This window comes from Chitinophaga parva (genome assembly GCF_003071345.1).
Classification (GTDB): Bacteria; Bacteroidota; Bacteroidia; order Chitinophagales; family Chitinophagaceae; genus Chitinophaga; species Chitinophaga parva.
Genome location: NZ_QCYK01000001.1, coordinates 2,213,949 through 2,239,766, shown reverse-complemented (window position 1 = coordinate 2,239,766; position 25,818 = coordinate 2,213,949). Strand labels below are relative to the sequence as shown.

25 protein-coding genes are annotated in these 25,818 nt (G+C 52.8%); 12 read left to right on the top strand and 13 right to left on the bottom strand.

The annotated features are described in order from the left end of the window. Window positions 1-84: 84 nt before the first annotated feature. The 3 genes from pepT to DCC81_RS09360 all read right to left on the bottom strand — a co-directional run bounded on the left by pepT (window position 85) and on the right by DCC81_RS09360 (window position 2,096). Window positions 85-1,332 carry a peptidase T gene (gene pepT, locus DCC81_RS09370; RefSeq protein ID WP_108686268.1) on the bottom strand — a complete coding sequence of 416 codons (1,248 nt, stop codon included), beginning with the start codon at window positions 1,330-1,332 and terminating at the stop codon, window positions 85-87. Window positions 1,333-1,353: 21 nt separating this feature from the next. Continuing rightward, the gene (locus tag DCC81_RS09365) at window positions 1,354-1,578 is read right to left on the bottom strand and encodes a cysteine-rich CWC family protein (RefSeq protein ID WP_108686267.1); all 225 of its coding nucleotides are present in this window, start codon (window positions 1,576-1,578) and stop codon (window positions 1,354-1,356) included. An 89-nt stretch (window positions 1,579-1,667) separates the two neighbouring features. Further along, on the bottom strand, window positions 1,668-2,096 hold the full coding sequence (locus DCC81_RS09360) for an FKBP-type peptidyl-prolyl cis-trans isomerase (protein ID WP_108686266.1): 429 nt from the start codon (window positions 2,094-2,096) through the stop codon (window positions 1,668-1,670). Window positions 2,097-2,269: 173 nt separating this feature from the next. On the opposite strand from DCC81_RS09360, the gene DCC81_RS09355 reads away from it, so the two are divergent. After that, window positions 2,270-3,436 carry an exo-beta-N-acetylmuramidase NamZ family protein gene (locus DCC81_RS09355; protein WP_108686265.1) on the top strand — a complete coding sequence of 389 codons (1,167 nt, stop codon included), beginning with the start codon at window positions 2,270-2,272 and terminating at the stop codon, window positions 3,434-3,436. Between the two features lie 12 nt (window positions 3,437-3,448). Further along, complete coding sequence (gene fmt / locus DCC81_RS09350) at window positions 3,449-4,372, top strand: methionyl-tRNA formyltransferase (RefSeq protein ID WP_240612939.1); 924 nt, start codon at window positions 3,449-3,451, stop codon at window positions 4,370-4,372. Window positions 4,373-4,463: 91 nt separating this feature from the next. Here the strand turns inward: fmt and DCC81_RS09345 are convergent, their stop codons facing one another. From DCC81_RS09345 to hemH, 4 genes are all read right to left on the bottom strand, one after another. After that, window positions 4,464-5,483: a LysM peptidoglycan-binding domain-containing protein gene (locus DCC81_RS09345; protein WP_165806513.1), complete on the bottom strand. Its 1,020-nt coding sequence runs from the start codon at window positions 5,481-5,483 to the stop codon at window positions 4,464-4,466. A gap of 155 nt (window positions 5,484-5,638) precedes the next feature. Further along, the gene (locus DCC81_RS09340) at window positions 5,639-7,066 is read right to left on the bottom strand and encodes a methyltransferase RsmF C-terminal domain-like protein (RefSeq protein ID WP_108686263.1); all 1,428 of its coding nucleotides are present in this window, start codon (window positions 7,064-7,066) and stop codon (window positions 5,639-5,641) included. 146 nt (window positions 7,067-7,212) lie between these two features. Beyond that, window positions 7,213-8,568, bottom strand: a complete 1,356-nt coding sequence (gene hemG / locus DCC81_RS09335; RefSeq protein WP_108686262.1) for a protoporphyrinogen oxidase — start codon at window positions 8,566-8,568, stop codon at window positions 7,213-7,215. 216 nt (window positions 8,569-8,784) lie between these two features. Then, window positions 8,785-9,822 carry a ferrochelatase gene (gene hemH, locus DCC81_RS09330; RefSeq protein WP_108686261.1) on the bottom strand — a complete coding sequence of 346 codons (1,038 nt, stop codon included), beginning with the start codon at window positions 9,820-9,822 and terminating at the stop codon, window positions 8,785-8,787. 231 nt (window positions 9,823-10,053) lie between these two features. Between hemH and hemA the strand changes: the two genes are divergently transcribed. The 7 genes from hemA to hemL all read left to right on the top strand — a co-directional run bounded on the left by hemA (window position 10,054) and on the right by hemL (window position 17,316). Further along, complete coding sequence (gene hemA / locus DCC81_RS09325) at window positions 10,054-11,307, top strand: glutamyl-tRNA reductase (RefSeq protein WP_108686260.1); 1,254 nt, start codon at window positions 10,054-10,056, stop codon at window positions 11,305-11,307. 3 nt (window positions 11,308-11,310) lie between these two features. Beyond that, window positions 11,311-12,234, top strand: coding sequence for a hydroxymethylbilane synthase (hemC, locus tag DCC81_RS09320; protein WP_108686259.1), 924 nt, complete (start codon window positions 11,311-11,313; stop codon window positions 12,232-12,234). Beyond that, window positions 12,224-12,931 carry a uroporphyrinogen-III synthase gene (locus tag DCC81_RS09315; RefSeq protein ID WP_108686258.1) on the top strand — a complete coding sequence of 236 codons (708 nt, stop codon included), beginning with the start codon at window positions 12,224-12,226 and terminating at the stop codon, window positions 12,929-12,931. Before hemC ends, DCC81_RS09315 begins: the two co-directional genes overlap by 11 nt. After that, window positions 12,928-13,959, top strand: a complete 1,032-nt coding sequence (gene hemE, locus DCC81_RS09310; protein ID WP_108686257.1) for a uroporphyrinogen decarboxylase — start codon at window positions 12,928-12,930, stop codon at window positions 13,957-13,959. The genes DCC81_RS09315 and hemE overlap by 4 nt, the downstream gene beginning before the upstream one ends. A 100-nt stretch (window positions 13,960-14,059) precedes the next feature. After that, window positions 14,060-14,971 carry an oxygen-dependent coproporphyrinogen oxidase gene (gene hemF / locus DCC81_RS09305; protein WP_108686256.1) on the top strand — a complete coding sequence of 304 codons (912 nt, stop codon included), beginning with the start codon at window positions 14,060-14,062 and terminating at the stop codon, window positions 14,969-14,971. Between the two features lie 55 nt (window positions 14,972-15,026). Then, window positions 15,027-15,998: a porphobilinogen synthase gene (hemB, locus tag DCC81_RS09300; protein ID WP_108686255.1), complete on the top strand. Its 972-nt coding sequence runs from the start codon at window positions 15,027-15,029 to the stop codon at window positions 15,996-15,998. Continuing rightward, entirely contained in the window at window positions 15,991-17,316 is a 1,326-nt protein-coding gene (gene hemL, locus DCC81_RS09295; protein ID WP_165806512.1) for a glutamate-1-semialdehyde 2,1-aminomutase, read from the top strand. The genes hemB and hemL overlap by 8 nt, the downstream gene beginning before the upstream one ends. 79 nt (window positions 17,317-17,395) lie before the next feature. On the opposite strand, the gene DCC81_RS09290 is transcribed toward hemL, so the two are convergent. After that, window positions 17,396-18,193: an O-methyltransferase gene (locus DCC81_RS09290; RefSeq protein ID WP_108686533.1), complete on the bottom strand. Its 798-nt coding sequence runs from the start codon at window positions 18,191-18,193 to the stop codon at window positions 17,396-17,398. 24 nt (window positions 18,194-18,217) lie between these two features. Continuing rightward, window positions 18,218-18,958, bottom strand: a complete 741-nt coding sequence (locus DCC81_RS09285) for a glycosyltransferase family 2 protein (protein WP_108686254.1) — start codon at window positions 18,956-18,958, stop codon at window positions 18,218-18,220. A 302-nt stretch (window positions 18,959-19,260) separates the two neighbouring features. On the opposite strand from DCC81_RS09285, the gene DCC81_RS09280 reads away from it, so the two are divergent. Beyond that, window positions 19,261-20,484 carry a hypothetical protein gene (locus DCC81_RS09280; protein WP_165806511.1) on the top strand — a complete coding sequence of 408 codons (1,224 nt, stop codon included), beginning with the start codon at window positions 19,261-19,263 and terminating at the stop codon, window positions 20,482-20,484. Between the two features lie 82 nt (window positions 20,485-20,566). Here DCC81_RS09280 and DCC81_RS09275 read toward each other — a convergent pair whose 3' ends face one another. After that, a complete protein-coding gene (locus DCC81_RS09275; protein WP_108686252.1) occupies window positions 20,567-21,193 on the bottom strand; it encodes a YdeI/OmpD-associated family protein in 627 nt (208 codons plus the stop codon). Window positions 21,194-21,364: 171 nt separating this feature from the next. On the opposite strand from DCC81_RS09275, the gene DCC81_RS09270 reads away from it, so the two are divergent. Continuing rightward, entirely contained in the window at window positions 21,365-22,321 is a 957-nt protein-coding gene (locus DCC81_RS09270) for a hydrogen peroxide-inducible genes activator (RefSeq protein ID WP_108686251.1), read from the top strand. A 93-nt stretch (window positions 22,322-22,414) separates the two neighbouring features. Here DCC81_RS09270 and DCC81_RS09265 read toward each other — a convergent pair whose 3' ends face one another. The 3 genes from DCC81_RS09265 to prmA all read right to left on the bottom strand — a co-directional run bounded on the left by DCC81_RS09265 (window position 22,415) and on the right by prmA (window position 25,025). Continuing rightward, window positions 22,415-23,209: a M48 family metallopeptidase gene (locus DCC81_RS09265; RefSeq protein ID WP_108686250.1), complete on the bottom strand. Its 795-nt coding sequence runs from the start codon at window positions 23,207-23,209 to the stop codon at window positions 22,415-22,417. 214 nt (window positions 23,210-23,423) lie between these two features. Further along, window positions 23,424-24,080, bottom strand: coding sequence for a glycerol-3-phosphate 1-O-acyltransferase PlsY (plsY, locus tag DCC81_RS09260; protein WP_205686277.1), 657 nt, complete (start codon window positions 24,078-24,080; stop codon window positions 23,424-23,426). A gap of 126 nt (window positions 24,081-24,206) precedes the next feature. Beyond that, window positions 24,207-25,025 carry a 50S ribosomal protein L11 methyltransferase gene (gene prmA, locus DCC81_RS09255; protein ID WP_165806510.1) on the bottom strand — a complete coding sequence of 273 codons (819 nt, stop codon included), beginning with the start codon at window positions 25,023-25,025 and terminating at the stop codon, window positions 24,207-24,209. 181 nt (window positions 25,026-25,206) lie between these two features. Between prmA and DCC81_RS09250 the strand changes: the two genes are divergently transcribed. Then, entirely contained in the window at window positions 25,207-25,806 is a 600-nt protein-coding gene (locus DCC81_RS09250) for a hypothetical protein (protein WP_108686247.1), read from the top strand. Window positions 25,807-25,818: the final 12 nt, after the last annotated feature.

Genomic DNA, 25,818 nt, shown 5'->3' with positions numbered 1-25,818 from the left:
AGCAATTAAAGTACTAATAAAAACGAAGCCTCCCGAAAATTATTTTAGCAGTGGGCACAAACTATGCAGGTTATCTAAACCCGCTTAGCTATGTGCTTCCCAGGTTTGGGCCAGGTATACAATGGTTTGCACCGCCTTCTGCATATCCTGCACGCTTACGTATTCCTGCTTGCCATGCAGGGCCATCTCGCCGGTGAAGATATTAGGGCAGGGCAATCCCATGAAAGACAGGCGGGAGCCATCCGTGCCACCACGTATCGGCAGGCTTACCGGTGCTATCATGGCCTTGCGCATGGCGATAGCCGCATACTCCACCACCTGTGGGTATTGGTTCAGCACCTCTTTCATATTACGGTATTGCTCCTTCACCTGGAAAGTGGCGCTGGCGGCAGGATAGCGGGCCATCACCTGGTCCAGTACCGCCTTCAGGAACGCCTCATGCTCCTGCAACTTTGCCGTTTCAAAATCGCGGATGATGAAATCTATCTCTGCCCTTTCCACCACACCTTCCACGCGCACGGGATGCACAAAGCCCTCCCGGCCCTCGGTAGTTTCCGGCGACAACCGGTCTGCCGGCAAGGTGGCCAGCACTTCCGCGGCTATCTTAATGGCGCTCACCAGGGTTCCCTTTGCGGTACCGGGATGCACGCTCACCCCTTCGATCACGATCTTCACGCCATCGGCAGAAAAGTTCTCATCTTCCAGCGATCCCAGTTCTCCCCCATCCAGTGTATAGCCAAACTGTGCACCCAGCTTTTCCATATCCAGGTGATTAACGCCGCGGCCCACTTCTTCATCCGGGGTAAAGAGGATACGGATGGCACCATGCTTTACATCCGGTTGTTGCAGCAGGAAGCGCACGGCGTCCATGATGGCAGCCACGCCAGCTTTATCATCGGCACCCAGCAGGGTAAGGCCACTGGCGGTAATGATGTCGTCTCCCTTTTTTTGTTCGAGGTAAGGGTGTTCCGCCACGCGGATCACAACAGACGGATCGTCCGGCAGCACCAGGTCCTGGCCCTGGTAGTTAGGATGAATGATGGGTTTTACATGGGTGCCACTGCAATCACTGGAGGTGTCCATGTGGGAGCAAAGGCAGATCACCGGCACCTGCTTATCCGTATTGGCAGGCAGGGTAGCATATACATATCCCCATTCATCCAGGTGGGCATCGGTAATGCCCATGTCCTGCAATTCGGCCACCAGCAGGCGCCCCAGGTCTTTTTGTTTTTCAGTGGAAGGAAAAGTACCGCTCAGCGGGTCAGATTGCGTATCGATCTGCACATAGCGCAGGAAGCGTTCCGTAACGGAGTAGGCGTAGTTGTTGAACATGGTTTGAAATTATCTTAGTACTTACCGCTTTCCAAATTGCCGCATCACCTGCTCCCTTTCTTCCTGCTTGCGGGCATTGCGCAGCGTTTGCAGGCACTGGGCACAAAGGCAGCCCTCGTACCGGCCGGCTATGAAAGTGCGGTCTTCCCCGGTAAGGGCTACCGACTGGCACTGGCATTGGGTAATGTTGCCCACTTTGCATTCAAAATAAATACCACAGCGGGGGCAGGCTACGTTTTCGTGCATGGCGTGTGTATAAAAGAAGTTCCGCTTTACTTTCCTGCTGCATATGCCGGCAAAAAAGTGAAGCGGAACCTTGTTATGCGTAAAATATCTTAAACGATCTCTACGAGCTCAATATCAAAGTTGAGCGGCTCGCCAGCCAGCGGGTGGTTTGCATCCAGGGTGATGAACTCCTCGTTGATACCTACCACTTTCACCTGGAACACCTGGCCTTCAGCATTGCTCATTTGCAGTTCCTGGCCAATTTCAGGCTTCATATCCGGGGGAATATTGGATTTCGGGAAATCCAGGACCATTTCCTGGTTCTTCGGACCATAAGCTTCATGAACCGGGATATGTACGGTCTTCTTCTCACCCACCTTCATGTTCAGTACACCGTTGTCGAAGCCCGCAATTACCATACCTGCACCTACTGTGAACTCCAGCGGCTGACGGCCTTCTGAAGAATCAAAAGTAGTACCATTGTCCAAACGGCCATGGTAGTGCACGCGTACGGTATCGCCCTGCTTTACTGTTTGCATAATGTAATTTTAAATCGTTTATTAATGTACCCGCAAGGTAAGTAAAAATGACATTAGCACCGTTTTTAGGGGAATTTAATCCAGGTTGCATTAGCAGTATTTCACATATATTTTTACTACGCCTGCACTTCCCGATTTGGAATTTGCACAAGGGAATTTGACCTTTACAGTCTATGCGTAACCTGTTCGTCTTACTCGCCTGTTGCCTCCTGCTTTGCAGCCGTATGCATGCCCAAACCGTGATACCCGGCGCAGCACGCACCGGCGCTTACCTGCCCCTGCTTAAAGGCAAGCGGGTGGCCCTCCTGGTAAACCAGACCGCCACCATCGGCCCGGTGCACCTCGTGGATTCCCTGCTGGCCCTCCACGTTAAAGTAGTGAAGATCTTCAGCCCGGAACATGGCTTCCGGGGCAATGCAGACGCGGGTGAGCATGTAGGCAACAGTACAGATCCCAAAACGGGTTTGCCCATCGTATCGCTGTATGGCGCCCACCGCAAAGCCACCGCAGCCGACCTCGCAGATGTGGACCTCCTTATTTTTGACATACAGGATGTAGGCACCCGCTTTTACACTTACATATCTTCCCTGCAGGAGCTGATGGAAGCTGCCGCGGAAAATCACAAGCCCCTGCTGGTGCTGGACCGGCCCAATCCCAATGGCAGCTATGTAGATGGCCCCATCCTGGATACGGCCTACCGCTCCTTTGTAGGCATGCAGCCCATCCCCATTGTACACGGCATGACCACCGGCGAATATGCCAACATGCTCAATGGAGAAAAAATGCTGGACAAGCAGCTTCACTGCAAACTCACGGTGATCCCCTGCGAACATTATACGCACCACACCCGGTTTGAAATACCGGTGAAACCCTCGCCCAACCTGCCTAATGCCAGCGCCACCTACCTGTACCCATCGCTCTGCCTTTTTGAAGGCACGCCCATCAGCGTAGGACGTGGTACGGACAAGCCTTTCCAGCAGTTTGGCTCCCCGCTTTTCCCGGACAGCTTATATAAGTTCACGCCCCGCAGCATGCCCGGCGCTAAAACACCGGTGCTGCAAGACCAGGCCTGCTACGGCTTTGACCTGTCTGGCCCCGCCGCGGAAGTGTACAATAAATATGGCCACCAACTGCAGTTGCAATGGCTCATTACTGCCTACCAGCTGTATCCTGATAAAGCAAAATTCTTCACGCCTTTCTTTGATAAACTGGCGGGTGGCAGGCAGCTGCGGGAGCAGGTCACCGCTGGCAAAACAGCCGCTGAGATCCGCGCCAGCTGGGCCTCCGGGCTGGAGCACTTTAAAGCGGTACGCAAAAAATATTTACTTTACGCTGAATAAAAGACTGGAACTATGGCAGACAACCTTCGCATTGTATTCATGGGCACTCCCGATTTTGCGGTGGCCTCTTTAGATATACTCGTTAAAAATAATTACAACATAGTGGGTGTGGTCACAGCCCCGGATAAGCCCGCGGGGCGTGGCTTACAGCTGAATGAAAGCGCCGTGAAAAAATACGCCGTCGCGCATAACATTCCGGTGCTGCAACCAGAAAAGCTGAAAAACGAAACCTTCCTGGAGGAACTGCGTGCACTAAAAGCAGACCTCCAGGTGGTAGTGGCCTTCCGTATGCTCCCGGAAGTAGTGTGGGATATGCCCCGCCTGGGCACCATCAATGTACATGCATCCCTGCTGCCGGATTACCGGGGCGCTGCGCCTATCAACTGGGCGGTGATCAACGGTGAAAAACAAAGCGGCGTTACCACTTTCAAATTGCAGCATGCTATTGATACCGGCAATATCCTTTTCAGTGCCGCCGTGCCCATTCGTGATGATGAAACAGCGGGTGAGCTGCACGATGACCTGATGCACACCGGCGCCTCCCTGCTGCTCCAAACCGTGGAAGCCCTGGCCAGTGGCAACGTTCAGGAGATGCCCCAGCCCGAAGTGGCCGATGCCAAACATGCGCCCAAGATCTTCAAGGAAGATTGCCAGGTCAACTGGGAAAAGCCGGTGGATGCGGTGTACAACCTGGTGCGTGGCCTCAGCCCCTACCCCACCGCATGGACCCTCCTGCACGATAAAACACTGAAGATCTTCAAGGCCGGCAAAGAACATGGCCAGCCCAAGGAAGCTCCCGGCACGCCGGTTTCCGATAAAAGGACCTTCCTCAAATTTGCCACCCCGGATGGCTATTTACAGGTGCTGGAACTACAGCTGGAAGGTAAAAAGCGCATGGGCGTGGAAGAGTTCCTGAGAGGGTACCGTTTTGAATGAGCACCTTTACCGGCGGGCTTTTCCACCGGCACATAAAAAAGCCGCTGCACAGGGATGCGCAGCGGCTTTTTCGTTTATACCTGACCGTGAGCTATTCTACATAAGTAAGCTCACAATAGAACTTCGCATCGTTGGTAGAGAGGGCCTGCATGGAGGCGTCGCTCAGTTTGATGATAAGGCCTGCGTTCTGCTTCAGCTGGGGAATGGCATCCAGCACTTTGGCGTAGATGAATTTACCGTTCAGCGGGTTGGTCACCTTAATGATGGTGCCACGGGGTGCGGAGTTGTGGAGGGCATAGTATTTACCGGAATTCAGTACTGCATTGCTCTTAAACCAGCCAGCAGGGCCCTTCTCCGTTTTAGTATCCTTACCGGCGGTTTGCTGGCTGTAGATGGTTTCAAACGGTACATTAGCAGGGGTGCTTACTGCCGGAGGGGCAGTGGTATGCGTGCTTTCAGCTACCGGCTTTGTGGATGCGGCGGCCGGTGTTTCTTCCGGCGTGTTGCTGGCTTCCGCTGGCGGAGTGGCAGGAGGTGGCGTGCCTTGCTGGGGCTTAGCCACCGGCGTGCTGGCGGCTACAGGCGGCGGTGTGGATGCCGGTGCAGTGGCAGCAGGTGCGCTGGCAGCAGGATGGCCCAGGGCTGCGCCGTTAGCGCTGCCTTTTACAAAACCTACGATCACGTAGCTGTCTTTTTGCAAACCATCGCCGGAAAAATTATTCCAGTGGCGGATGTTGTCCAGCGGCACTTTATTGTAGTTCTGGCTTACGCGGTACAGCGTTTCCTTTTCTGCTACCCGGTGGTACACGGGGTGAAGGTTGGCACCCGGGGCTGCATTGGCTGCCTGGGAAAAGTTAGCCGCGGTAAGCGGGATCTTCACGGCGGCACCTATTTGAACGCCCTTTTCAAAAGGCAGTTTATTAGCTGTGGCAATATCTTTAGCCGGTACACCAAAAGAGCGGCTCAGGCTATAAAAAGTTTCTCCCTTCCTGACGGTGTGCTCCAGGAACAGATTGGGCGTGGTTCCCTGCACCTGCAGCGTATCCTGTGCATGTGCCACCGTTACGGAGCCCACTGCCAGTACTGCACATGTCATGATCGATTTTAACATACTACTTGTGATTTTCTTTTTACGGGAACGAATATAGGCGTTAAAATTGATAACTGCCAATGCCACTCCCGTTGTGTATTTCGCCTTAAACGTTGAATTTGAGTGCTTATTGCAGCAACGTATCCTCCCCGCTTCAAAAATCATTCCGTGCTCCACTATTCCAGGTCCCGCGGAGAAATTTCTTTTAAGATGCGCAATCCTTTCGGGTAATAATTGTTCATGCGGTTGGGCAGTAATTTAGCCCAGCCCAGGGCATGCCCTTCATATTGCATAAGGGCCCAGCCCTTCAGGTCCGTGCCCGGCCGGAAGTCTTCCTTACGCAGGTACTGCAACGCTTCCAGCTTACTGAGGCTCACGGCTGGCAAGGCTTTGGAGGCAATGGTGCTCAGCGCCAGTTCGTGATCCGGGATCAGTTCTTTCGGGGTGGGCTGGCCTATTTTTACGCCAGCCTTGCGCAGGTATAGCTGCTGCTGTAATAAGGCTACGTCACCTGCTAAAGCACTTGGAACAGCCAGTACCTCCTGCTGGAAAGGCAGCAGGAAAAGATCCGCCCCTTCCTGCAAATACGGCATGATCACCTGGCGCTGGGCAGGTGACAGGCTGACCTCCTTTTGCTTTTGTTTCTTTGGCTGGAAAGTGGCGCCATCCGTTTTGCGGAAACAGGCCAGGAACAACCCCTCCCCCTGCACCTGGTCCGGGTAGAAGCGGTAGCCCACCGCTTTTCGTACACGCGACTCCGTAGTGACCACCTGCCATTGTGCCGGCACTTCCAATGGTACAGATTCCAGGGGAAAATTTTCCAGCAGCCAGTCCATGATGTCCTCGTCTTCCTCGCGGGAGTAAGAGCAGGTGCTGTAAATGAGGGTACCGCCAGCTTTCAGGGCCGGCAGCACATCGGCCAGGATCCTTTGCTGGCGCTGGCTGCAGAGCACCACATTGCCCGGTGACCATTCTTCCACCGCTTCGGGATCGCGCCGGAAAAGACCGGAACCGGAGCAGGGCGCATCGGTAACAATGAGGTCAAAGAAGCCTTCCAGCTTTGCAAAATCTTTGGGATCGTTATTGGTCACCACCACATTGGCAGCGCCCCACTTGGTCATATTATCCGCCAGCAGGGCGGCTCTTGGCTTAATGATCTCGTTGGTCACCAGCAGGCTGCCGGGTGAAAGTGTGGCCTGCAGCAAGGTGGATTTACCACCCGGCGCCGCACAGAGGTCCAGTGCACGCAGGGGTACATCCACTGGCACCAGGCTGCGTACCGCGTGCTCCAGGAACATGGAGGATGCCTCTTGTACGTAGTAAGTGCCGGCATGGAAAAACGGGTCCATGGTAAAGGAAGGGCGCTGGGGCAGGTAATAGCCGTAGCGGCTCCAGGGCACAGGGAGTACATCCGCGCCGGATAAGGCTTCCAGCACCGCTGCGGTGGCGGCGGTAGCAGGCAGTTTATTAGGATTGAGCCGGATAGAGGTAGGTGCAGCGCCGGCCAGGTGCGTGGCCAGGAAAGCAGCGGCATGGTAGCCGGGCAAACCTTCCAGGGATTGTAGCAATGCGGCCGGTAAGTAATTGCTGTCGCGAAATTCCATGCCGCAAAATTAGGGGAATGACGGGAAAAGAAGCAGCTGCCATGAAGACACTGGCGCGGACAAATCGCCCGCGCCAGTGATGGATACTTTTCTTTGCTGCCTTGTCATGGGGCGGATGCCCCGCCAGTGTTGCTGTAATGGCGATGCTATTGCTTTTCTTTGATGCGCAATGCCAAATCATCCGCCTTGCGGATAATGGTGGGCACTGCCACGCCCGTGCTGTAATTACCGGCAATGTAAAGCCCCGGGTGCGCTGCTTCAAAGCGGGCCGTCAGTTGCCTTACGGCATCAAAGCCTGTGTTCAGCTGTGGAATAGCATGCGGCCATACCTGGAACTGCTGCATGACCGGCTGTGCGCTGATGCCCAAAAGCTCATTCACCTCCGTAATCACCTGCCGTTGCAGGTTTTCGGGTGGCTGCTGTAACACGGACTGCTGGTTGGCCCCACCAATAAATACGGTGAAAAGGGCCTTGCCTTCCGGTGCTTTGAAAGGGAAAATGGCGCTGTTATAGATCATGCCCAGGAAATGCTTCTGCTCTGCGGCTGGCACCAGGAAGCCAAAACCATCCGGCACTTTGCCCAATGCAGCCCTATCATATCCCAGGTGCAGCACACCCATAGCGGGGTATTCAATATTGCGCAGCGCCGCTGCCAGCGGGTGGTCCATCGATTCCAGCGCGTTCGCGGCGGCATAGGCCGGTGTGGTAAACACCACCTGCGATGCCTTGATCACGCTCACCAGCCCATTTACAGAAACACTGAGCTCATAGCTTTCATCTGCTGCATTCTGCCACACACCGGTCACCTTGGTGTTCAGCTGGAGATCACTTCCCAGCACGGCGGCCAGCTTGTTGGTGAGGGAGGCATTGCCACCCCTGAGCGTCACAATCTTGCGCCCGCCCATGGCTCCTTTGTTTTTCATGAGGCCCTTCACCACGCTGCCGTATTGGTTCTCCCAGCTTACCAGCATGGGCATCACCTCTTTAATAGACAGCTTGTTGATATTACCTGCGTAAACACCCGACAGTACGGGCTCAAACACGTAAGTAGCGATCTCACGCCCAAAGCGGCGGGCTACAAAATCGGCCACACTTTCATCCGCACTGGCGGGTTTGCTTTTGCGGAAAGCCTCGGTAAATAATTTCCACTTTGCACCGCCGCTCAGGAATTTGGAGCCCATGATCTTGAAGGGATGCGGGGAAATGGCGTGCAACTGGTTATTGCGCACAATGTAACGGTCCTTGCTGGCGGCGGCCGCCTCCACGATCTGGTCCTGCAGGCCCAGTTGTTCAAAATAGGTGCGCAGTTCCGGCGCCATGGCAATGCTATTGGGCCCTGCATCCAGCTCAAAGCCGTTGCGGTGCAGGGATTCAACCACACCACCGGCGCGGCCGGAAGCTTCTAATACGCGATAGGGAACACCTTGTTGCCGGAGGGCGTATCCAAGGCTTAACCCTGAAAGGCCGCCACCCACAACGAGTACAGGATGTTGCTTGTTCATAGTCTCTTAAAAATTAAACACCATGGGCAAACGCTGAACAATGAATGATGGATGAATGCCCCGCATTCCACCCGCTCAAACATTTGTTGGCAAACGCTGAATATACTTCTATTTGAGGCCGTCCAAGACAATGCTGCACTTAACTTGCCCAACATCGTGATGCTACAGGATCAGGCTTGCTTCGCAGGCAAGTGTTATGCAAAGAGAGCGTTGTTTTTATGCGTGGATGATCTGGCTGCACCATTTCCCGATGGCCTGTACCCACAGCGGGTGCAGGTTCATGCAGGGGATCATGGTAAAGCTTTCGCCCCCGCTTTCCAGGAAGCTGTGCTTACCTTCCATGCCGATTTCCTCCAGGGTTTCCAGGCAGTCTGATACAAACGCAGGGCAGGCTACCAGTATTTTCTTTTTACCCTCCGCCGGCAGTTCGGTGAAACGGCTGGCGGTGTAAGGCAGCAGCCATTGCTCCTTTCCCAGCCTGGACTGGAAAGATATGCCCCATTTTTCTTCCGGGATGTTCAGCGCGGCGGCCACTTTTTCTGAAGTAACGAACACCTGGTGGCGGTAACAGAACGCATGCGCCGGGGAGTCCACGTGGCAGCAATCCGCTACCTGCAGGCAATGCTTGTGCGTGATGTCCCCTTTACGGATATGCCTTTCCGGTACACCATGGTAGCTGAACAATACATAGTCGTAGTCCTGCTCCAGGTAAGGCTGCATACTGGCGGCCTGGGCCCGTATGTAATCTTCATTACCGAAGTAAGGGGGTATGGTGGTAAGTTTGAAAGCGTATTTGCCTTTTTGATGGATCTCTTTGGCGTAATCTACGGCCGTCTCGTAGGAAGACATGGCGTAATGCGGGTACAGCGGCAGCAGGATCACCTCTTTGAGCTGGGGGTGCCGGGCCAGCAATTCATCATAAGCGGCTTTGGGAGAAGGATTCCCGTAGCGCATGGCAATGGTCACCGGTACATCAGGCAGTGCATGTTGTACAGCCTCCTGCAATTGTTGGGTGAGCACAATGAGCGGAGAGCCTTCCGGCAACCAGACGCGCTTGTAGGCTTCTGCACTCTGGGGGGCGCGGCGCGGCACAATAATGCCGCCTACCAGCAACAGGCGTAGTAAATATGGATAATCGATAACCTTCTTATCCATCAGGAATTCCATCAGGTAACGCTTCACATCCGGTACTTCCGTGCTGTCCGGCGATCCTAAGTTCATTAAAATTATGGCCTTGTGTGTAGTAGCTCCCATATTAGATGTCTCCTGAAAATGCTGCAAATGTAAACCCTTGCACACGGGTTTCCCGGGCGGCAAATGTCATATAATTGTTGAATAACGGCATAAATGTAAAGCTGACGAAAATCATTTTTCCGCGTACTTGATTTACAGGGGTAGAAATGACATACAAGTGACAGCCTCCCCGTTGGCATTGCGTTGCGTGCAAGTACATTTGCATCCGGAAGCTTTATTCAAGTTAAGACAATGCAGGTCAGCCATTCAAGAGATATAGCCAATTTTTACGTCGTTGGGATCAATTACAAGAAAACAGATGCGGCTATCCGTGGTTTATTCGCGATCAATCCCTCGCAGTATGAACAACTGTTGTCCCACGGCAAAAGTGCGCAGCTGAACGACCTCTTCGTACTTTCCACTTGCAACAGAACAGAAGTCTACGGCTTTGCCGATCATGCCCATGATTTTATGGCATTGCTTTGCAAAGAAACCAACGGCGACCTGGAACAGTTCAAACAGATCGCTTACTCCAAGAGCGGCGAAGACGCCATCCGCCACCTTTACCAGGTAGGCACCGGGCTGGATTCGCAGATCCTGGGTGATTATGAGATCGTGGGCCAGATCCGCAACGCCGCCAAGTTCGCCAAACAACATCAAAGTCTTGGCGGTTTCCTGGAGCGCCTTGTGAACAGTGTGGTGCAGGTATCCAAACTCATTAAGAACGAAACATCCCTCAGCTCCGGCACCGTATCCGTGGCCTTTGCCGCCGTGCGCCTGCTGGAAAACCGGGTGCCCGGTATAAAAGATAAGAAGATCGTACTGCTGGGTGTAGGCAAGATAGGCCGCAACACCGCCAAGAATATGGTGGACTATCTCGGTACTTCCAACATTACCCTGGTGAACCGTACCGCCGCTGCCGCCGAAGAATTTGCCAGCGCCCACGGGCTGCAACATGCGCCCATTGAGGAACTGGACCCCGTGCTGCAGGCAGCGGATGTAGTGCTGGTGGCCACTAACTCACCGCAGCCTACCGTACTGGCCCGCCACTTTGAAAATACCTCCCCCAAGTTCGTGATAGACCTGTCTATCCCCTTCAACGTGGAAGAAAAAGTGCGGGACCTGGATCATGTGGAACTGGTGAACGTGGACGAGCTTTCCAAAGTACAGGACGAAACCCTGCAGATGCGCCAGCACGAAGTGCCCAAGGCCATCTCCATGATTGATGAGCACATGCAGGAATTCCTCTACTGGTACCGCATGCGCAAACATGCCGTGGTACTGAAAGCCGTGAAAGACAAGCTCACAGAAATTCATAGCAAAGAAATACAACAACAAAAAAACAGCGCTGGTTTTCAACTGGAGGATATAGAAGAGGTTTCTTCCCGCATTATCCAGAAAATGATCAACCTGATGGCAGGCAAAGTGCGCCGGGATACAGAGAAGAGTGACCAGTACATCGCGTTGATCAACGATATTTTTGAAGCCGGCGTGAACCAGGAATAATACATGCAACAACCAATTCGGATAGGAACCCGCGAAAGCCAGTTGGCACTATGGCAGGCGCACCGGGTGCAGGATTTACTGAACGCCGCCGGTCATGAAACCGTGCTGGTACCCATTAAAAGCGAAGGCGATATTGACCTGGTGACACCCCTGTACGAGATCGGCGTAACGGGTATTTTCACGAAAACACTGGATGTGGCCCTGCTCAGTGGCCGCATTGACATAGCGGTACACTCCCTCAAGGATGTGCCCACCCAAATGCCTAAGAACATTGTGACCGGCGCCGTCCTGGAACGCGGTCCTGTAAAAGATATCCTGGTCTATAAAGATGACGTGCGCTGGATGCAGCAGGCTGATTTTGTGGCAAACATTGCCACGAGCAGTACCCGCCGAAAAGCCCAGTGGCTGCGCCGCTTCCCGCAACACCAACTACACAACCTGCGTGGCAACGTCAACACCCGCCTGCAGAAACTGGCGGATGAGAACTGGAACGGGGCCATCTTTGCCGCCGCCGGTCTGGAACGCATTGGCCTGCGCCCGGCAAATTCCATTGAACTGGACTGGATGCTGCCCGCCCCCGCACAAGGCGCGGTAGTGGCCGTGTGCCGCGAGGACGACAAGGCCTCCCGCCATGCCTGCAGTACGCTGAACCATGCCCCCACACGGCTTTGCACCCACATTGAAAGGGATTTCCTGCGCGCGCTCATGGGCGGCTGTACCACACCGATCAGCGCTTACGCATATGTAACCACGAATAATATCATTCACTTCAACGGGGAAGTATGCAGCCCCGATGGCACCCAAACCCTCACTGTAGCCCTCAACGCCCCCGTGGCAGATGCTTACGACCTGGGTAAGACCGCCGCCGATGAGCTGCTGGCACAAGGGGCGCGGGACATCGTAAACCTGTCGCGCAATGCCCAGTAAACCGTTCCGTATATTAAGCACCAAAGTACTTTCTGAAGGAGTGGCCGCCCTGGCGGCCCGCGACCACGTAGTGCTGGATATGCAGGACTTTATTGACATCACTTTCTTACCTGCCGCAGCGGTGCATGAATTGATGGCAAGCATCCCGGAAGATGCCTGGGTGGTATTTACCAGTGCCAATGCCTCCAGATCCTTTGCCAGTACGGGTTTACAACGCCCCCACTGGCGGGTGGCCAGCCTGCAGGGCGCTACCAAGGCTGCATTGCCGGAAGGCATGCACCTGGCACGCACAGCCCCGGATGCCGCCGCCCTGGCTGCTTTGCTGGTACAGGAGCCCGGCCTGCAGGAAGTATATTTTTGCTGCGGGGATATGCGCAGGGATACGATCCCGCAACAGTTACAACAGCACAACATTCACGTATTTGAAAAAGTCGTGTATCACAATACAGCCACGCCGCACCGCATCCGTGAAACCTATGATGCCGTACTTTTCTTCAGCCCCACGGCAGTGAAAAGTTTTTTTGCGGTCAATGCATTGCCTGCCACCACCATTTGCTTTGCTATAGGAAGCACTACCGGCGCAGCTTTGCAGGCATCCACTCACAATAACATCATCACGGCCGATAGCCCGGCTGCCGCTACCCTGCTGCAAACGGCTATTGACCATTTAGAACATTTATACAACAGCAAAGCATGAGCGCCTTACAGAACGATCTTTTGTTAAAAGCATTACGGGGAGAAAAAACCAGTCGCACACCGGTATGGATGATGCGCCAGGCCGGCCGTTTCCTGCCGGACTACATCAAACTGCGCGATAAATACTCTTTCTTTGAACGCTGCCAGACCCCTGAGCTGGCCACGGAAATCACGGTGATGCCGGTAGACCAGGTGGGGGTAGATGCCGCCATCCTCTTCTCCGATATCCTGGTGGTGCCCCAGGCCATGGGACTGGAAGTGCAGCTGATCGAAAAAACAGGCCCGCTCCTGCCTCATCCCATCAAAACAAAAGAAGACCTGCAGCGCATACAGGTGCCAGATGTGAACGACCGCCTCAGCTACGTGTTTGAAGCGTTGAAGATGATCAAACAAACACTGAATGGCCGTGTGCCCCTGATCGGCTTTGCCGGCGCACCCTTCACCATTCTTTGCTATATGGTGCAGGGCAAAGGCTCCAAAACCTTCGATGAGGCAAAAAGTTTCTGCTACCAGCAACCGGAAGTAGCCCATGCCCTGTTGCAAATGGTTACAGACACCACCATCGCTTACCTGCGCGAGCAGATCAAGGCCGGTGCAGACACCGTACAGATCTTTGATTCCTGGGGTGGCCTGCTCAGCCCTGAAGCATTTGAAACTTTCTCTTTACAATACATCCGCCAGATCGTGGCTGCGCTGAAAGATATGGCGCCCGTGATCGTATTTGCCAAAGGTGCCTGGTTTGCACTGGAGGAAATGGCCGCCACCGGGGCGTCCGGCCTGGGTATAGACTGGTCTATCAAACCGCACCTGGCCCGCCAGTTTGCCGGCGCTGATGTAACGCTGCAGGGTAACTTTGATCCCGCCGCACTGCTGGCGCCCATCCCGGAAATTGAACGCATGACCAAACAAATGCTCAAAGACTTTGGCCCCCACCGCCACATCGCGAACCTGGGCCACGGCATCCTCCCTAACGTACCGGTAGACCACGCAAGGGCGTTTATCGAAACAGTGAAGGGGTACCAGCATTAAATTATACAGGGTGCGCGGGAGCGAATATCCCGGTATATGATCACCGTGAACACAATGTGCATTGTACCTGATACACCGTACGTTGTACAGAATTTATAACATGGCTATTAAAGAACAATTCACAGACTTCATACATTCCCTGCAAGACCGCATCTGCGCTGCATTTGAGGAGATTGACGGGCGGGCTGCCTTCCGGGAAGATGCCTGGCAGCGGCCTGGTGGCGGCGGGGGCAAAACGCGCGTGATAGCAGATGGTGCCGTGTTTGAAAAAGGCGGCGTGAGTACCTCCGTGGTGCATGGCGCCCTGCCGGAAGCCATGGCACAGCAGTTTGGCGTAACGGACTCTAATTTCCTGGCAGCCGGCATTTCACTGGTCATGCACCCGGTAAACCCGTTTGTACCCACTGTACATGCTAACTTCCGCTATTTTGAATTGTATGACGCCAGCGGTGACCTGAAAGACAGCTGGTTTGGCGGCGGGGCAGACCTTACGCCTTACTACCTGGAAGAAAGTGATGGCATCCATTTTCACCAGGCCTATAAAAATGCCTGCGATCCTTTTGGGAAAGACCTTTACCCGAAATACAAGCAGGTGTGCGATGAATATTTCATCAACAAGCACCGGGGCAATGAAGCCCGCGGCATAGGCGGCATTTTCTTTGACTACCTGCGCCCGGATGCAACAGTAGATGCCCCCACCCGGCTTGCATTTTCCAAAGCCAACGGCGAAGCCTTCCTGGAATCGTACCTGCCCATTGTGCGCCGCAACAAGGACAAGGCTTACACAGACGCACACCGCAACTGGCAGGCGTACCGGCGTGGCCGTTATGTGGAGTTCAATCTTATCCACGACCGCGGCACCCTGTTTGGACTGAAGACCAACGGGCGCATTGAATCCATTTTAATGAGCCTGCCCCCCGTGGCCCGCTGGGAGTACGACTACCACCCGGAGCCGGATAGCCCGGAAGCCCAGCTGCTGGAGTATTTGAAGCCAAGGGACTGGGCCCGGTAATTTAGATTTTTCACAGCGGACAGCGAAAGCCGCCCGTGCAAAATAGACGAGTATTATGATCAGACGTAACAGGATCCTCAGAACATCACCGGCCATCCGCAGTATGGTGGCGGAAAATATTTTGAAACCATCCGATTTTATTGCACCCTTGTTCATCGTAGAGGGCAGCAATGTAGAAGAAGCTATCCCATCCATGCCCGGCTACTACCGCCGCTCCATTGATGGCACTATTAAAGAAGTGAAAGTATTGTGGAGCCTGGGTATTAAAAGTGTGCTGCTCTTTATCAAATGCGCTGACGAACTGAAAGATAACAAAGGCACCGAAGCCGTGAACCCTGATGGCCTCATGCAACGCAGCATCCGCGCCATCAAGAACGCACTGCCGGAAATGGTGGTAATGACAGACGTGGCGCTGGACCCCTACTCCAGCTACGGTCACGACGGTATTGTAGAAGGCGAGATCATTGTCAACGATGCCACCGTGGAAGTGCTCACCCGCATGAGCCTTAGCCATGCCCAGGCCGGTGCGGATTTTGTGGCACCCAGTGATATGATGGACGGCCGCATCCTCGCTATCCGCCAGATGCTGGAAGCACATAACTTTGTAAATACCGGCATCATGGCCTACAGCGCCAAGTATGCCTCCTGCTTCTACGGTCCCTTCCGCGATGCGCTGGACTCCGCGCCCGGTTTTGGCGACAAGAAGACCTACCAGATGGACTACGCCAACAGCAAGGAAGCCATCAGGGAAACCCTGATGGACATTGAAGAAGGAGCCGATATTGTAATGGTGAAACCGGCCATGGCCTACCTGGACATTATGCGTATCATCAAAGATCGTGTAACCGTTCCCGTTAGTGCCTATCATGTAAGCGGTGAATATGCCATGATCAAGGCCGCCGCAGAACGTGGCTGGCTCAATGAAGAAAAGGCCGTGATGGAAAGCCTGACCAGCATGAAACGCGCCGGCGCGGACCTCATTGCTACCTATTTTGCGAAAGACGCCGCTAAATTGATCAATGGTTAAATTGCATACCACCACCAACAATCTATCTATGTTTACCAACAGCCAGATACTTTTCGACAGGGCCCGCCAGGTGATACCGGGCGGCGTAAACTCACCGGTGCGCGCTTTCAAGAGCGTAGGCGGCAGTCCCATATTCATGAAATCTGCCAAAGGAGCCTACATGTACGATGCAGACGGCAACGCGTATATCGACTACATCAACTCCTGGGGCCCTATGATCCTGGGCCATGCTTATGAGCCCGTGCTCAAGGCCATCCAGGAGTACGCCGCTTACTCCACTTCCTTTGGCGCCCCCACGGAACTGGAGATCAAGATGGCGGAGCTGATCATCAGCATGGTGCCCAATATTGACATGGTGCGCATGGTAAATTCCGGCACCGAGGCGTGTATGAGCGCCCTGCGCGTGGCCCGCGGCTTCACCGGCCGTAATAAGTTCATTAAGTTTGAAGGCAACTATCATGGCCATGCAGACAGCTTCCTGGTAAGCGCCGGCAGCGGTGTGGCTACCCTCGATATTCAATCCATCCCCGGGGTAACACAGGCCGTAGCCAACGATACCCTCACGGCGCCTTACAACAACCTGCCCGCAGTGCAGCAACTCATTGCAGATCATCCAGACAGCATTGCGGCCATCATCGTAGAGCCGGTAGCCGGCAACATGGGCTGCATCCTGCCACAGGCGGGCTTCCTGGAAGGCCTGCGGGCACTTTGCGATGAACACGGCATCCTCCTCATCCTCGATGAAGTAATGACCGGCTTCCGCCTGGCCCGCGGTGGTGCACAGGAGCGGCTGAACATCAAGGCAGACCTGGTGACCTTTGGTAAGATCATCGGCGGCGGCATGCCCGTGGGTGCCTTTGCCGGCCGCAGGGAGATCATGGAATGGGTAGCGCCAGTGGGCAAAGTATACCAGGCCGGTACCCTGAGCGGCAATCCCATCGCCATGATTGCAGGTTACACCATGCTCTCCACGCTGGACAACAATCCAGGCATTTACGAAGAGCTGGAACAGAAAGCCACTTACCTGGTGGATGGCCTGAAAAAAGTATTTACCGAAGCGGGCATCGTGCACCAGGTAAACCAGCTGGGCTCCATGATGAGCGTGCATTTTGCGGAATATCCCATCATCGACTTCTCCGCCGCCGCAGGGGCTAACAATGAGCTCTTCAAACGCTTCTTCCATGCCATGCTGGAACGCGGCGTTTACCTGCCGCCCTCTGCATTTGAAAGCTGGTTCCTGTGTAATGCACTTACGCAGGAAGACCTTGATAAAACGATTGCTGCCGCGAAAGAAAGCATTGCGGTAATTGCCGGGTAAGCAAATAACGGTGATCTATAAACGAAAAGGGAAGACCGCATGCAGGCGATCTTCCCTTTTCGTTTTGATACAGGAAGCGTTAATACTTCAAGGTATAATGTTGCTTCACTTTCACATCGTTCTTAAAAAACACCAGCCCTATAAAAAACAGGTCAATTGTCACTGTCACGGCCGGGTGGTCCTTGATATGTTCCCAGGCCTGCTCCATATCTTCTGTCCAGTGAATATCATCGAAGATAAGGAGGGTGTCGTTATGCACCCTGGGCAGGCAGGCTTCAAAATAAGCGATGGTGGGTGCTGCACGATGGTTGCCGTCTATAAACACCCAGTCCAGGGAAGGAATGGACGCCAGCACTTCCGGCAGCACATGGTCAAAATTGCCCGTCACCTGGCGGATATTCTGTAAGCCCAGGGAGGCAAAGTTCTCACCAGCCTGTTTTGCGATGTTAGGGCAGCCCTCAATCGTGGTCACGGAGGCCTGCGGGTTGGCGCTGGCCATGTAAGCGGTGCTCAGGCCCATGGAGGTGCCCAGTTCCAGCAGGTACGCGGGCTTGAAATATTCCGCGGCCCGGTAAAAGAACTGGCCATACTTGGGCGGCTTGGCCGCATACTTTGTAATGTCACTGATGCGGCGCACCGTGCCGCCGGATACGAGGGAGCCAGCCCCCAGGTCCGTCACATTCACCGTGGCGGTACTGGCCAGCAGGCGTTTGCGCAGGGCTTCCACCTGCTTAAAAGCCGGGCGGGGCCTGTGATCGCGAAGCAACTGGTCTGCAATGGCATACACAAAGGGGGAATGCACATCATGCCGGTTGCCTGCGCCAAAGCGGTAACGGATATATTTTTTAGCAAATTGCCACTGGTCTTTTCTATTCATGGACATCGGTAATCAGGCCGCAATCTACGCATAGATTTTGTTCTTTACCCACCCCCACTTGTGCAACCGGTGCTGGAGCGATACCCGCAATACGCCCAGGCCATAAATGCTGCTGCGCCTGAAATTGATGCTGGAGGCCTCTTCAAAGTACTTGGTAGGGCAGGTGATCTCCGCGATCTCGTAGTTTTTCATGAAGATCTGCGACAGCATTTCGTTATCGAAAACGAAGTCGTCATTATTGGCGTTAAAATCGATATTCCGGAGCACATCTGCGCTGAATGCGCGGTAGCCGGTGTGGTACTCACTGAGCTTCTGGCCAAGGAGGATGTTCTGGAAGAGGGTCAGGCAGCGATTGAATACATATTTGTAATAGGGCATGCCCCCTCTCAGGGCGCCCCTGCCCAGGATGCGGGAGCCTAACACCACGGGGTACACGCCATTGGCAATGATGGAGCACATGGGCTGGATAAGCAGGGGGGTGTACTGGTAGTCCGGGTGTACCATGATCACGATGTCTGCGCCCAGTTCCAGGGCCTTGTTGTAGCAGGACTTCTGGTTGCCGCCATAGCCCTTGTTATTGTCATGACGGATGATATGGCGGATGCCGAGCCTGCGGCCCACCTCCACCGTCTCGTCTTTGCTGGCATCGTCTACCAGCACCACCTCGTCCACGATGTCGAAGGGAATTTCATGATAGGTCTTTTCAAGGGTCAGTGCTGCGTTGTAGGCCGGGAGCACGACAATAATCTTCTTGTCATTAAGCATTGATGTGGCGAAAATTTCAGGACAATGTAAGGCATTGCCCCCATACTTATATGTCATTAATGAGAATATAATGTTTAGACAACATGCAGGGCCTGCTGATACTTAAGAACTATTAGTTATGTATATTACACATTCCTCAAATACATTGTTATATTTGCTGTCCTATAGTTTGGCATTATATTTTCTTTAACACCGTGTTCAAAAAAAGCTGACACATCATGCAAACAAACCTACAAACGACCCTGTTGGACCATGCCCAACAAGTGCCATTTAAGGGTATCTTTGCTAAAAAACTGCGGACCATGCGCTTTAAAAGCCTTTTTATCCTGGCCCTGCTTATGGCGGCGGCTGTATCCTCCACCTATGCCCAAGACCCGGACGTGCCCAAAACCCTGGTAAACAAGCCGGGACAGGACACCACGATCAAGAAACTGATGGACCAGATCCAGCAGGTGCAGGACAATGACCGGCAGAATTCCAACGTAATCCAAAGCCTCCTCCAGGGCCGCGAGATCGACAACATCACCAAGTACGAGCTGATAAAGAACAATATCATCAATGCCAGCGAAACGTACTACCTGATGAACAAGAAGATACTGGACCTGAAATCCCGTACCACTACCAACAACCTGGACATCTTCATCACCTCCCTGAACAACCCTGAAAGTAAAGCCCTCGGCTTCTCTTACAGCGACCGTATCAGTGACCTGGTGGAAAAGGTGATCCTCAAAGGCAAGGCAGACAAGAACGACCGGGACGGCAAGATCATGGAATCCACCAAGTCCATTATCAGCAGCCCTATTTTCCAGAGCTTCGTATCACTGACCCCTCCCCTGGCCATCGCCAATTCCATCATGAACTTCCTGCACAGCGTGAGTGTAAGCAATAAAGCCATCACCAAAGAGGCACTGGCCAGCTTTGAAAAGGAGCTGAACAAATACGTGATCTATTACACCGCCCTCAATGACGCCAACCAGAAGTTTGAGTATGGCCTGAACTTCAACAAGGACCAGCTGAACCTCCTGCAGGACAACCTCTACGACCACCTGATGTTCACCGCCAGCGTATTGAAATTCAAGCTGCCGGAAAGAGGCAACAAGTCCCTGGGCGAAACCATGAACACCTTCTTCTTTGATTTCAAGAAAGACAAGGTGATAGACTTCTTCTCCCAGCTGGAAGACAAATACACTACCGGCAAGAAGATCGACTATGAAAAGCTGCTCCGCGAAAACCCGAACCTGAAGGAAGTGAACAACCAGATGGAAGACCTGGTGCTGCAGAGCAAGCGCTTTGAAAACCTGTACAACGAGTATTTCACCCTGCTGGATTCTTACTACTCCAAGGTGAACAACTCCCTGAAACTGGCGCTGGATAATGGCCTGGCAGACAAGTCCACCATTGACACCAAGCAGGCAGAGTTCCGCGACCTGAAGACAGAAGCTGTAAACGAGATCCAGGCATCTATCAACATCAAGGAACTGTACATCAACACGGATAAGATCAAGTACCGCTACAGGGTGATGTAGTACTGAACTGACTTCAAATTATTTCAATAAAAAAACGCAGCAACCCGCTGCGTTTTTTTTATGCCTGGCAACAACTATCCGGCTAACTGGCTAACAACTTTTCAATAGTACCCTGCAGCCTGCGTTCCCGCGTGGCAGCCTGTTTGGCCGTCTCTATCCAGATCAGGTATTCCCTCCGGCCGGAAAAGGAAAGGGTGTCAAATTTCTTTTTAGCCTCCGGCCATTTTTTGAAAAGGGCTACCAGGTCCGCAGGCGGGGTGATGGTGCGGTTCACCATGTCCACGCCCGGCACTTCAGGGCTACCTTTGCGCCGGGCTTGCGCATCCTCCGCCGTCATAGGCTTCAGGCGGAAGGCCGACCAGGTATCGTCCAGTGAAATAAGGGACACCCGTTGCCAGCCTTTACCCGTCATGGGTTCCCAGCCTTTATCGCGGGTGATGTCTGTTTTAATACCGGAAGATATTTTGGGATAGGACACCCAAAGTTTTCCATCGGGCGCCATGGCCTTCACTGCTTTGGATGCAATTGCCTCCAGGCTGGCCACATCCTCCACAAACAGGAGCAGGAAGGGCGCCTGCTCTTTGGCTGGAAATGCCGTATGCAGGCCTTTTCCTTTGAAGGCAGCCTGCAGGGAAGCCGGCAAATTAACGACAAAATACGGCGCATCCGCCTCTTTAAATAACAGCTTTTTAGCCAGATCTGCGTCCATAGTTGCAGGGGATTAGGTAGGCGTAAAGTAACGGCAAAAAGCCCGGATTTGATGCAGCATACCCTCATTTGCCAACATTTTCCGGGCATTGATCGGATCGGGAATATATTTATAAGAAAGCGACTATTGATAGATTTTATCAATACCTTTGCAGGGTTAATTTTTGGGCTTATGACAACCGTACAACTGGAATATATCGTGGCAGTGGACACTTACCGTAGCTTTGTCGTAGCCGCTGAAAAATGTTTTGTGACGCAGCCCACGCTGAGTATGCAGATACAGAAGCTGGAAGATGAACTGGGCATCAAGATATTTGACCGTAGCAAACTGCCCGTAGTACCCACGGAGATTGGCAGCGCCGTGATTGCGCAGGGCCGCGTGATCATCAAGGAAAATGCCCGCATCCGCGAGATCATTTCTGACCAGAAAAAAGAGATCCAGGGCAACCTGCGTGTAGGCATCATCCCTACCCTGGCACCTTACCTCCTTCCCCGCATCCTCACTACTTTCATGAAGAAATACCCGAAAGTGAAGCTGGAGATCTGGGAATATCCTACCGAACAAATCATACAACACCTGAAACAGGAACTGCTGGACTGTGGCGTGCTGGCCACTCCCCTGCACAACCAGCACATTGAAGAGCATCCCCTGTTTTACGAAAGCTTTGTGGTGTACACCGCCAAGTCTAACAAACTGTTTGAAAAAAAGGTGATCAAGCCGGAAGACCTGGATGTAAAGGAAGTGTGGCTGCTCAATGAAGGCCACTGCATGCGCAACCAGGTGCTGAACATCTGCAAGGATAAATTCACCATGGGCGACTATAAAAACCTGGAGTACAACACCGGCAGCGTGGAAACCCTTAAACGCATGGTAGACCTCAATGATGGCTTCACCATCTTACCGGAGCTTTCCCTGCAGGACCTTTCCCAACGCCAACTGGGCATGGTACGTTACTTCAAATCACCGGAGCCCGTGCGCGAGATCAGTTTGGTAACACACCGCTATTTCATCAAGCAGGCATTGATAGATGCTTTCAAAAAGGAGATCCTTTCCCAGGTGCCGGAGAAAATGAAAATACAAAAGACACGGAAAGTGGTAGATGTGCTGCCGGAAAAAGCAGCCAGTTAAATGGTTGCCTGCCGGTAACTATAAAAAGTTCCGATAAATAGAAAAGCCCGCAGACCATTGGTTTGCGGGCTTTCTTGTATATAAGATGTGCTGTTATTTTTTATAATAACGCAGCGCTTCCGGCATTTCCTTTTGCAGCTCGGCAATGCGTCTTTCATCGCTGGGGTGTGTGCTGGTCAGCTCATTGGGCTTAGTGGTATTCTGCGCAGCCATGCGTTGCCAGAACGGTAGCGCCTGTTGCGGATCGTAGCCGGCCATGGCCATGAAGATGATGCCAAGGTGATCCGCTTCCAGTTCATCCTGGCGGGAGAAAGCCAATTGGCCCAGGGGGCTGGCCACACCGAAAGACTGCATAAAGAGATTTTGCGCTGTGGGGTTCTTGTTCAACGCTACTGATCCGGCAATTTCAATGCCCTGTGCAATAAGACCGTTGCTCATGCGCTCATTACCATGTTGGGCAATAGCGTGCGAGATCTCGTGCCCCAGTACGCAGGCCAGCGCCGTTTCATTCTGGGTAATGGGCAGCAGGCCGGTATACACCACTACTTTACCACCCGGCATGCACCAGGCATTCACTTCCTTACTGCTCACCAGGTTAAACTCCCATTTGTAATTAGCGATCTGGTTTTGCAATCCCTGGCTGGTCATGTATTGGGTAACGGCATTGGCCAGGCGCTGGCCCACACGCTGCACCATCTGTGCATCGCCACTGGTAGCGGAACTTACCGTCTTGTTCTCTGACAGGAAGCTTTGGTATTCCTGCAAAGCCATAGAGTTCATGGTACCTTCAGGGATCAGTGCCAGGTGCTGACGACCTGTGATGGGCACCCTGGTACATCCGGCAGCCAGCACGGCTACGCCGGCCAGCAACATGTAAAACTTTTTCATATCAGTACAGTATGTGAATTGTGTAAATGCTATGCAAAGAAAATGAATTTCCAACGGCCGGGAGCAGGAAGTTTTCAGGTAATGTAAAACATGCCCTCCCAGGCTTTCATTACCAAAATCATTCCGTTTCATGCCCGGAACCACCATTTGCCGGAAATATAAAATAAGAAAGCCACCCGTTCCTGGGTGGCTCTCAAACAATATGTTTCAAAAACTATTCTTCGTGATTTCTGCGGAACACGCTGCGGTTGCGGAACAGCGGTACTTTGTTTTCGTTACCGTTAAACAGGCGTACGATGTTCTTTTGATGCGTGAGCACCACCATGAGCGCCACGGCGATGGCAAATACACGGTAGAACTGTTCACGCTCGTTGAAAATATAGAGGATCAGCACCGGGAATGCAATGCTGGCAATGATGGAGCTCAGCGAAACATAGCGGGTAAGGAAAAGGATCAGGATGAATACACCCACGCAGCTCAGGGCTACTGCAGGCTGGATGGCCAGTACGAGGCCAAAGAGGGTGGCAATGCCTTTACCGCCACGGAAGCCTGCCCAGATAGGAAAGATGTGGCCTACCACCGCTACCAGGCCAAGGCCTATCTGGAAATTAACCAGTGCAGTAAGGTGGTCAGGATTGTCGTAAAAATTCAGGAGATAGGAAAGTCTAACGGCCAAAACTCCTTTGAGCATGTCTATCAGCATCACAAAGCTGCCGGCTTTGGGACCAAGGACACGGAAGGTATTGGTGGCGCCAGCGTTGCCGCTGCCATATTCACGAATATCCATCCCGAAAACGCCCTTACTCACCCACACAGCAGTAGGGATAGAGCCAATTAAATAGGCACAGATCAAAAGCAGAAATTCAGTCATCACGATAAGTTAGGAAAACGAAGTTAAGGAAAAAAGTGTTAAAATTTTGCCAAAATGTAGTCTAATAGTGCTCCAAAAAATGGTCAATCAACGGTTTTCATAGTATAGTTTTTTCATATTTATGCTTTAATCCGCTATGAGCTGTATGGCCAGCCAGTTATCCTTTTCTACTTGTTTTTGTTGTTTAAATCCGTGTGCTGTGGCAGATTCCAGTATTGCAGGTGCGTCTGTCGTTAGTATACCGCTAAGCAGGAGGGCGCCGCCTGGTTGTAGCATTTTGCGCATTGCTCCCATGAATGCCAGTAAAATATTACGATTAATGTTTGCCAGCAATACCTCGTACGTGTCATTTATTCCATCCAGGGAGTCTGATTGCCACACTTTTATGCGATGGCAATCGTTTGCCGCGATGTTCTCCCGTGTATTGTTCACCGCCCATTCGTCAATATCGATCGCGTCTACCCGGGCTGCGCCCAGCTTTTCCGCCAGGATAGCCAGGATGCCCGTACCGGTACCAAAGTCAAACACCTGTTTGTTTTCCAAAGGAAGATCCCGCATCAGGCGGATCATGGAAAAGGTGGTGGCGTGATGGCCGGTGCCAAAAGACATTTTTGGCGTGATCACGATCTCATGCTGGGGCAGGGTAGCAAAAGACGGGTGAAAATCTGCGCGGATGCCACAAAAATCATCCACTTGCACGGGTTGGAAATTACTTTCCCAGAGGGCGTTCCAATTGGTATCGGCCACCCCTTCTGCCAGGTATACCAGCCCATACTCCTGCAGTACTTCCTGCAAGGCATTGGCATCGTAATCTGCATGCGGAATAAAGGCTATTAACTCCTGGTCCCTTTCTTCAAATCCTTCATAGCCTATATCCACCAGCCGGGCGATCAGTATTTCCGCCAGCTCAGCAGATTGCGAAATGGTAATTGCCATGTAAGTCATACCGGCAAATATACCGTTTTGATTGTTAACGGCTTCCATCAGTGCGGCAGGTTTTTCTCAAAGATCGCTCAAAAACAAGTATAGGATACGGCGTCATAAAGACTTAGCAGGGCCTTCATACCGGTTTAATGCAAACATAATTCAAATTTAATATATTTGTTGAAATTTTAATGCATATCCTATGAAAAAATCCCTGATTGCCCTGTTGCCGCTCCTGTTCCTTGCGCCGGCACTGTTTGCCCAGCAGGACGAGGAAAAGCCTAACATCATCAAAGTCCAGCCTTTCCAATTCCAGGATTCCATTGTTTATAAGCGGGAGAATGGCGTGCTGGTAGTAGACCGCGCCGAGCTCGACCTCTATTTGAAATCGCTGGATACCACCCTGAAACAACACAAATACAGCCCGAAAGTGTATCAGAACGTGCAGTTTGCCCACCTGACCGAGCAGGATGTGCAGCGCCATTATGAACAGGCCCTGGCTTACTGGAACGCAGCTGCCGGCCAGCCCCTGTCATTTGACGTGAATAATTTCGTGTATTTCTGGGCGGAAGGCCCCGGCCTGCTGCAACCTTACCTGGATGAGATCCTGCCGCAATTGCTCCAGCAGGGCAAGGTGCACATGAGTGAAAAATATGTGAAGGCACCGGTGACCCGTTACCTGTTTGCAGACCACGACATTAATGGTAAGAATTACCGCATCTATAAGTTCCAGGACGGGAAGGAGATCCTGAGAGAGCAGGATATTTATACAGAACCGGTGATCAATACTACGAGGAAGTAACTATTTTGTTTC

Bases quoted from the DNA above. Each gene is read 5' to 3' on its own strand.
- DCC81_RS09340 (WP_108686263.1), bottom strand. From the start codon at position 7,066: ATGGAATTTCGCGACAGCAATTACTTACCGGCCGCATTGCTACAATCC.
- DCC81_RS09250 (WP_108686247.1), top strand. From the start codon at position 25,207: ATGAAAAAATCCCTGATTGCCCTGTTGCCGCTCCTGTTCCTTGCGCCG.
- DCC81_RS09285 (WP_108686254.1), bottom strand. From the start codon at position 18,958: ATGCTTAATGACAAGAAGATTATTGTCGTGCTCCCGGCCTACAACGCA.
- DCC81_RS09345 (WP_165806513.1), bottom strand. From the start codon at position 5,483: ATGTTAAAATCGATCATGACATGTGCAGTACTGGCAGTGGGCTCCGTA.
- DCC81_RS09265 (WP_108686250.1), bottom strand. From the start codon at position 23,209: ATGAAAAAGTTTTACATGTTGCTGGCCGGCGTAGCCGTGCTGGCTGCC.
- DCC81_RS09365 (WP_108686267.1), bottom strand. From the start codon at position 1,578: ATGCACGAAAACGTAGCCTGCCCCCGCTGTGGTATTTATTTTGAATGC.
- hemE (WP_108686257.1), top strand. From the start codon at position 12,928: ATGAGCGCCTTACAGAACGATCTTTTGTTAAAAGCATTACGGGGAGAA.
- hemB (WP_108686255.1), top strand. From the start codon at position 15,027: ATGATCAGACGTAACAGGATCCTCAGAACATCACCGGCCATCCGCAGT.
- prmA (WP_165806510.1), bottom strand. From the start codon at position 25,025: ATGACTTACATGGCAATTACCATTTCGCAATCTGCTGAGCTGGCGGAA.
- DCC81_RS09270 (WP_108686251.1), top strand. From the start codon at position 21,365: ATGACAACCGTACAACTGGAATATATCGTGGCAGTGGACACTTACCGT.
- DCC81_RS09290 (WP_108686533.1), bottom strand. From the start codon at position 18,193: ATGAATAGAAAAGACCAGTGGCAATTTGCTAAAAAATATATCCGTTAC.
- DCC81_RS09275 (WP_108686252.1), bottom strand. From the start codon at position 21,193: ATGGACGCAGATCTGGCTAAAAAGCTGTTATTTAAAGAGGCGGATGCG.
- hemF (WP_108686256.1), top strand. From the start codon at position 14,060: ATGGCTATTAAAGAACAATTCACAGACTTCATACATTCCCTGCAAGAC.
- hemC (WP_108686259.1), top strand. From the start codon at position 11,311: ATGCAACAACCAATTCGGATAGGAACCCGCGAAAGCCAGTTGGCACTA.
- DCC81_RS09280 (WP_165806511.1), top strand. From the start codon at position 19,261: ATGCGCTTTAAAAGCCTTTTTATCCTGGCCCTGCTTATGGCGGCGGCT.
- hemA (WP_108686260.1), top strand. From the start codon at position 10,054: ATGCAGGTCAGCCATTCAAGAGATATAGCCAATTTTTACGTCGTTGGG.
- hemG (WP_108686262.1), bottom strand. From the start codon at position 8,568: ATGAACAAGCAACATCCTGTACTCGTTGTGGGTGGCGGCCTTTCAGGG.
- hemL (WP_165806512.1), top strand. From the start codon at position 15,991: ATGGTTAAATTGCATACCACCACCAACAATCTATCTATGTTTACCAAC.
- DCC81_RS09315 (WP_108686258.1), top strand. From the start codon at position 12,224: ATGCCCAGTAAACCGTTCCGTATATTAAGCACCAAAGTACTTTCTGAA.
- plsY (WP_205686277.1), bottom strand. From the start codon at position 24,080: ATGACTGAATTTCTGCTTTTGATCTGTGCCTATTTAATTGGCTCTATC.
- pepT (WP_108686268.1), bottom strand. From the start codon at position 1,332: ATGTTCAACAACTACGCCTACTCCGTTACGGAACGCTTCCTGCGCTAT.
- hemH (WP_108686261.1), bottom strand. From the start codon at position 9,822: ATGGGAGCTACTACACACAAGGCCATAATTTTAATGAACTTAGGATCG.
- DCC81_RS09355 (WP_108686265.1), top strand. From the start codon at position 2,270: ATGCGTAACCTGTTCGTCTTACTCGCCTGTTGCCTCCTGCTTTGCAGC.
- DCC81_RS09360 (WP_108686266.1), bottom strand. From the start codon at position 2,096: ATGCAAACAGTAAAGCAGGGCGATACCGTACGCGTGCACTACCATGGC.
- fmt (WP_240612939.1), top strand. From the start codon at position 3,449: ATGGCAGACAACCTTCGCATTGTATTCATGGGCACTCCCGATTTTGCG.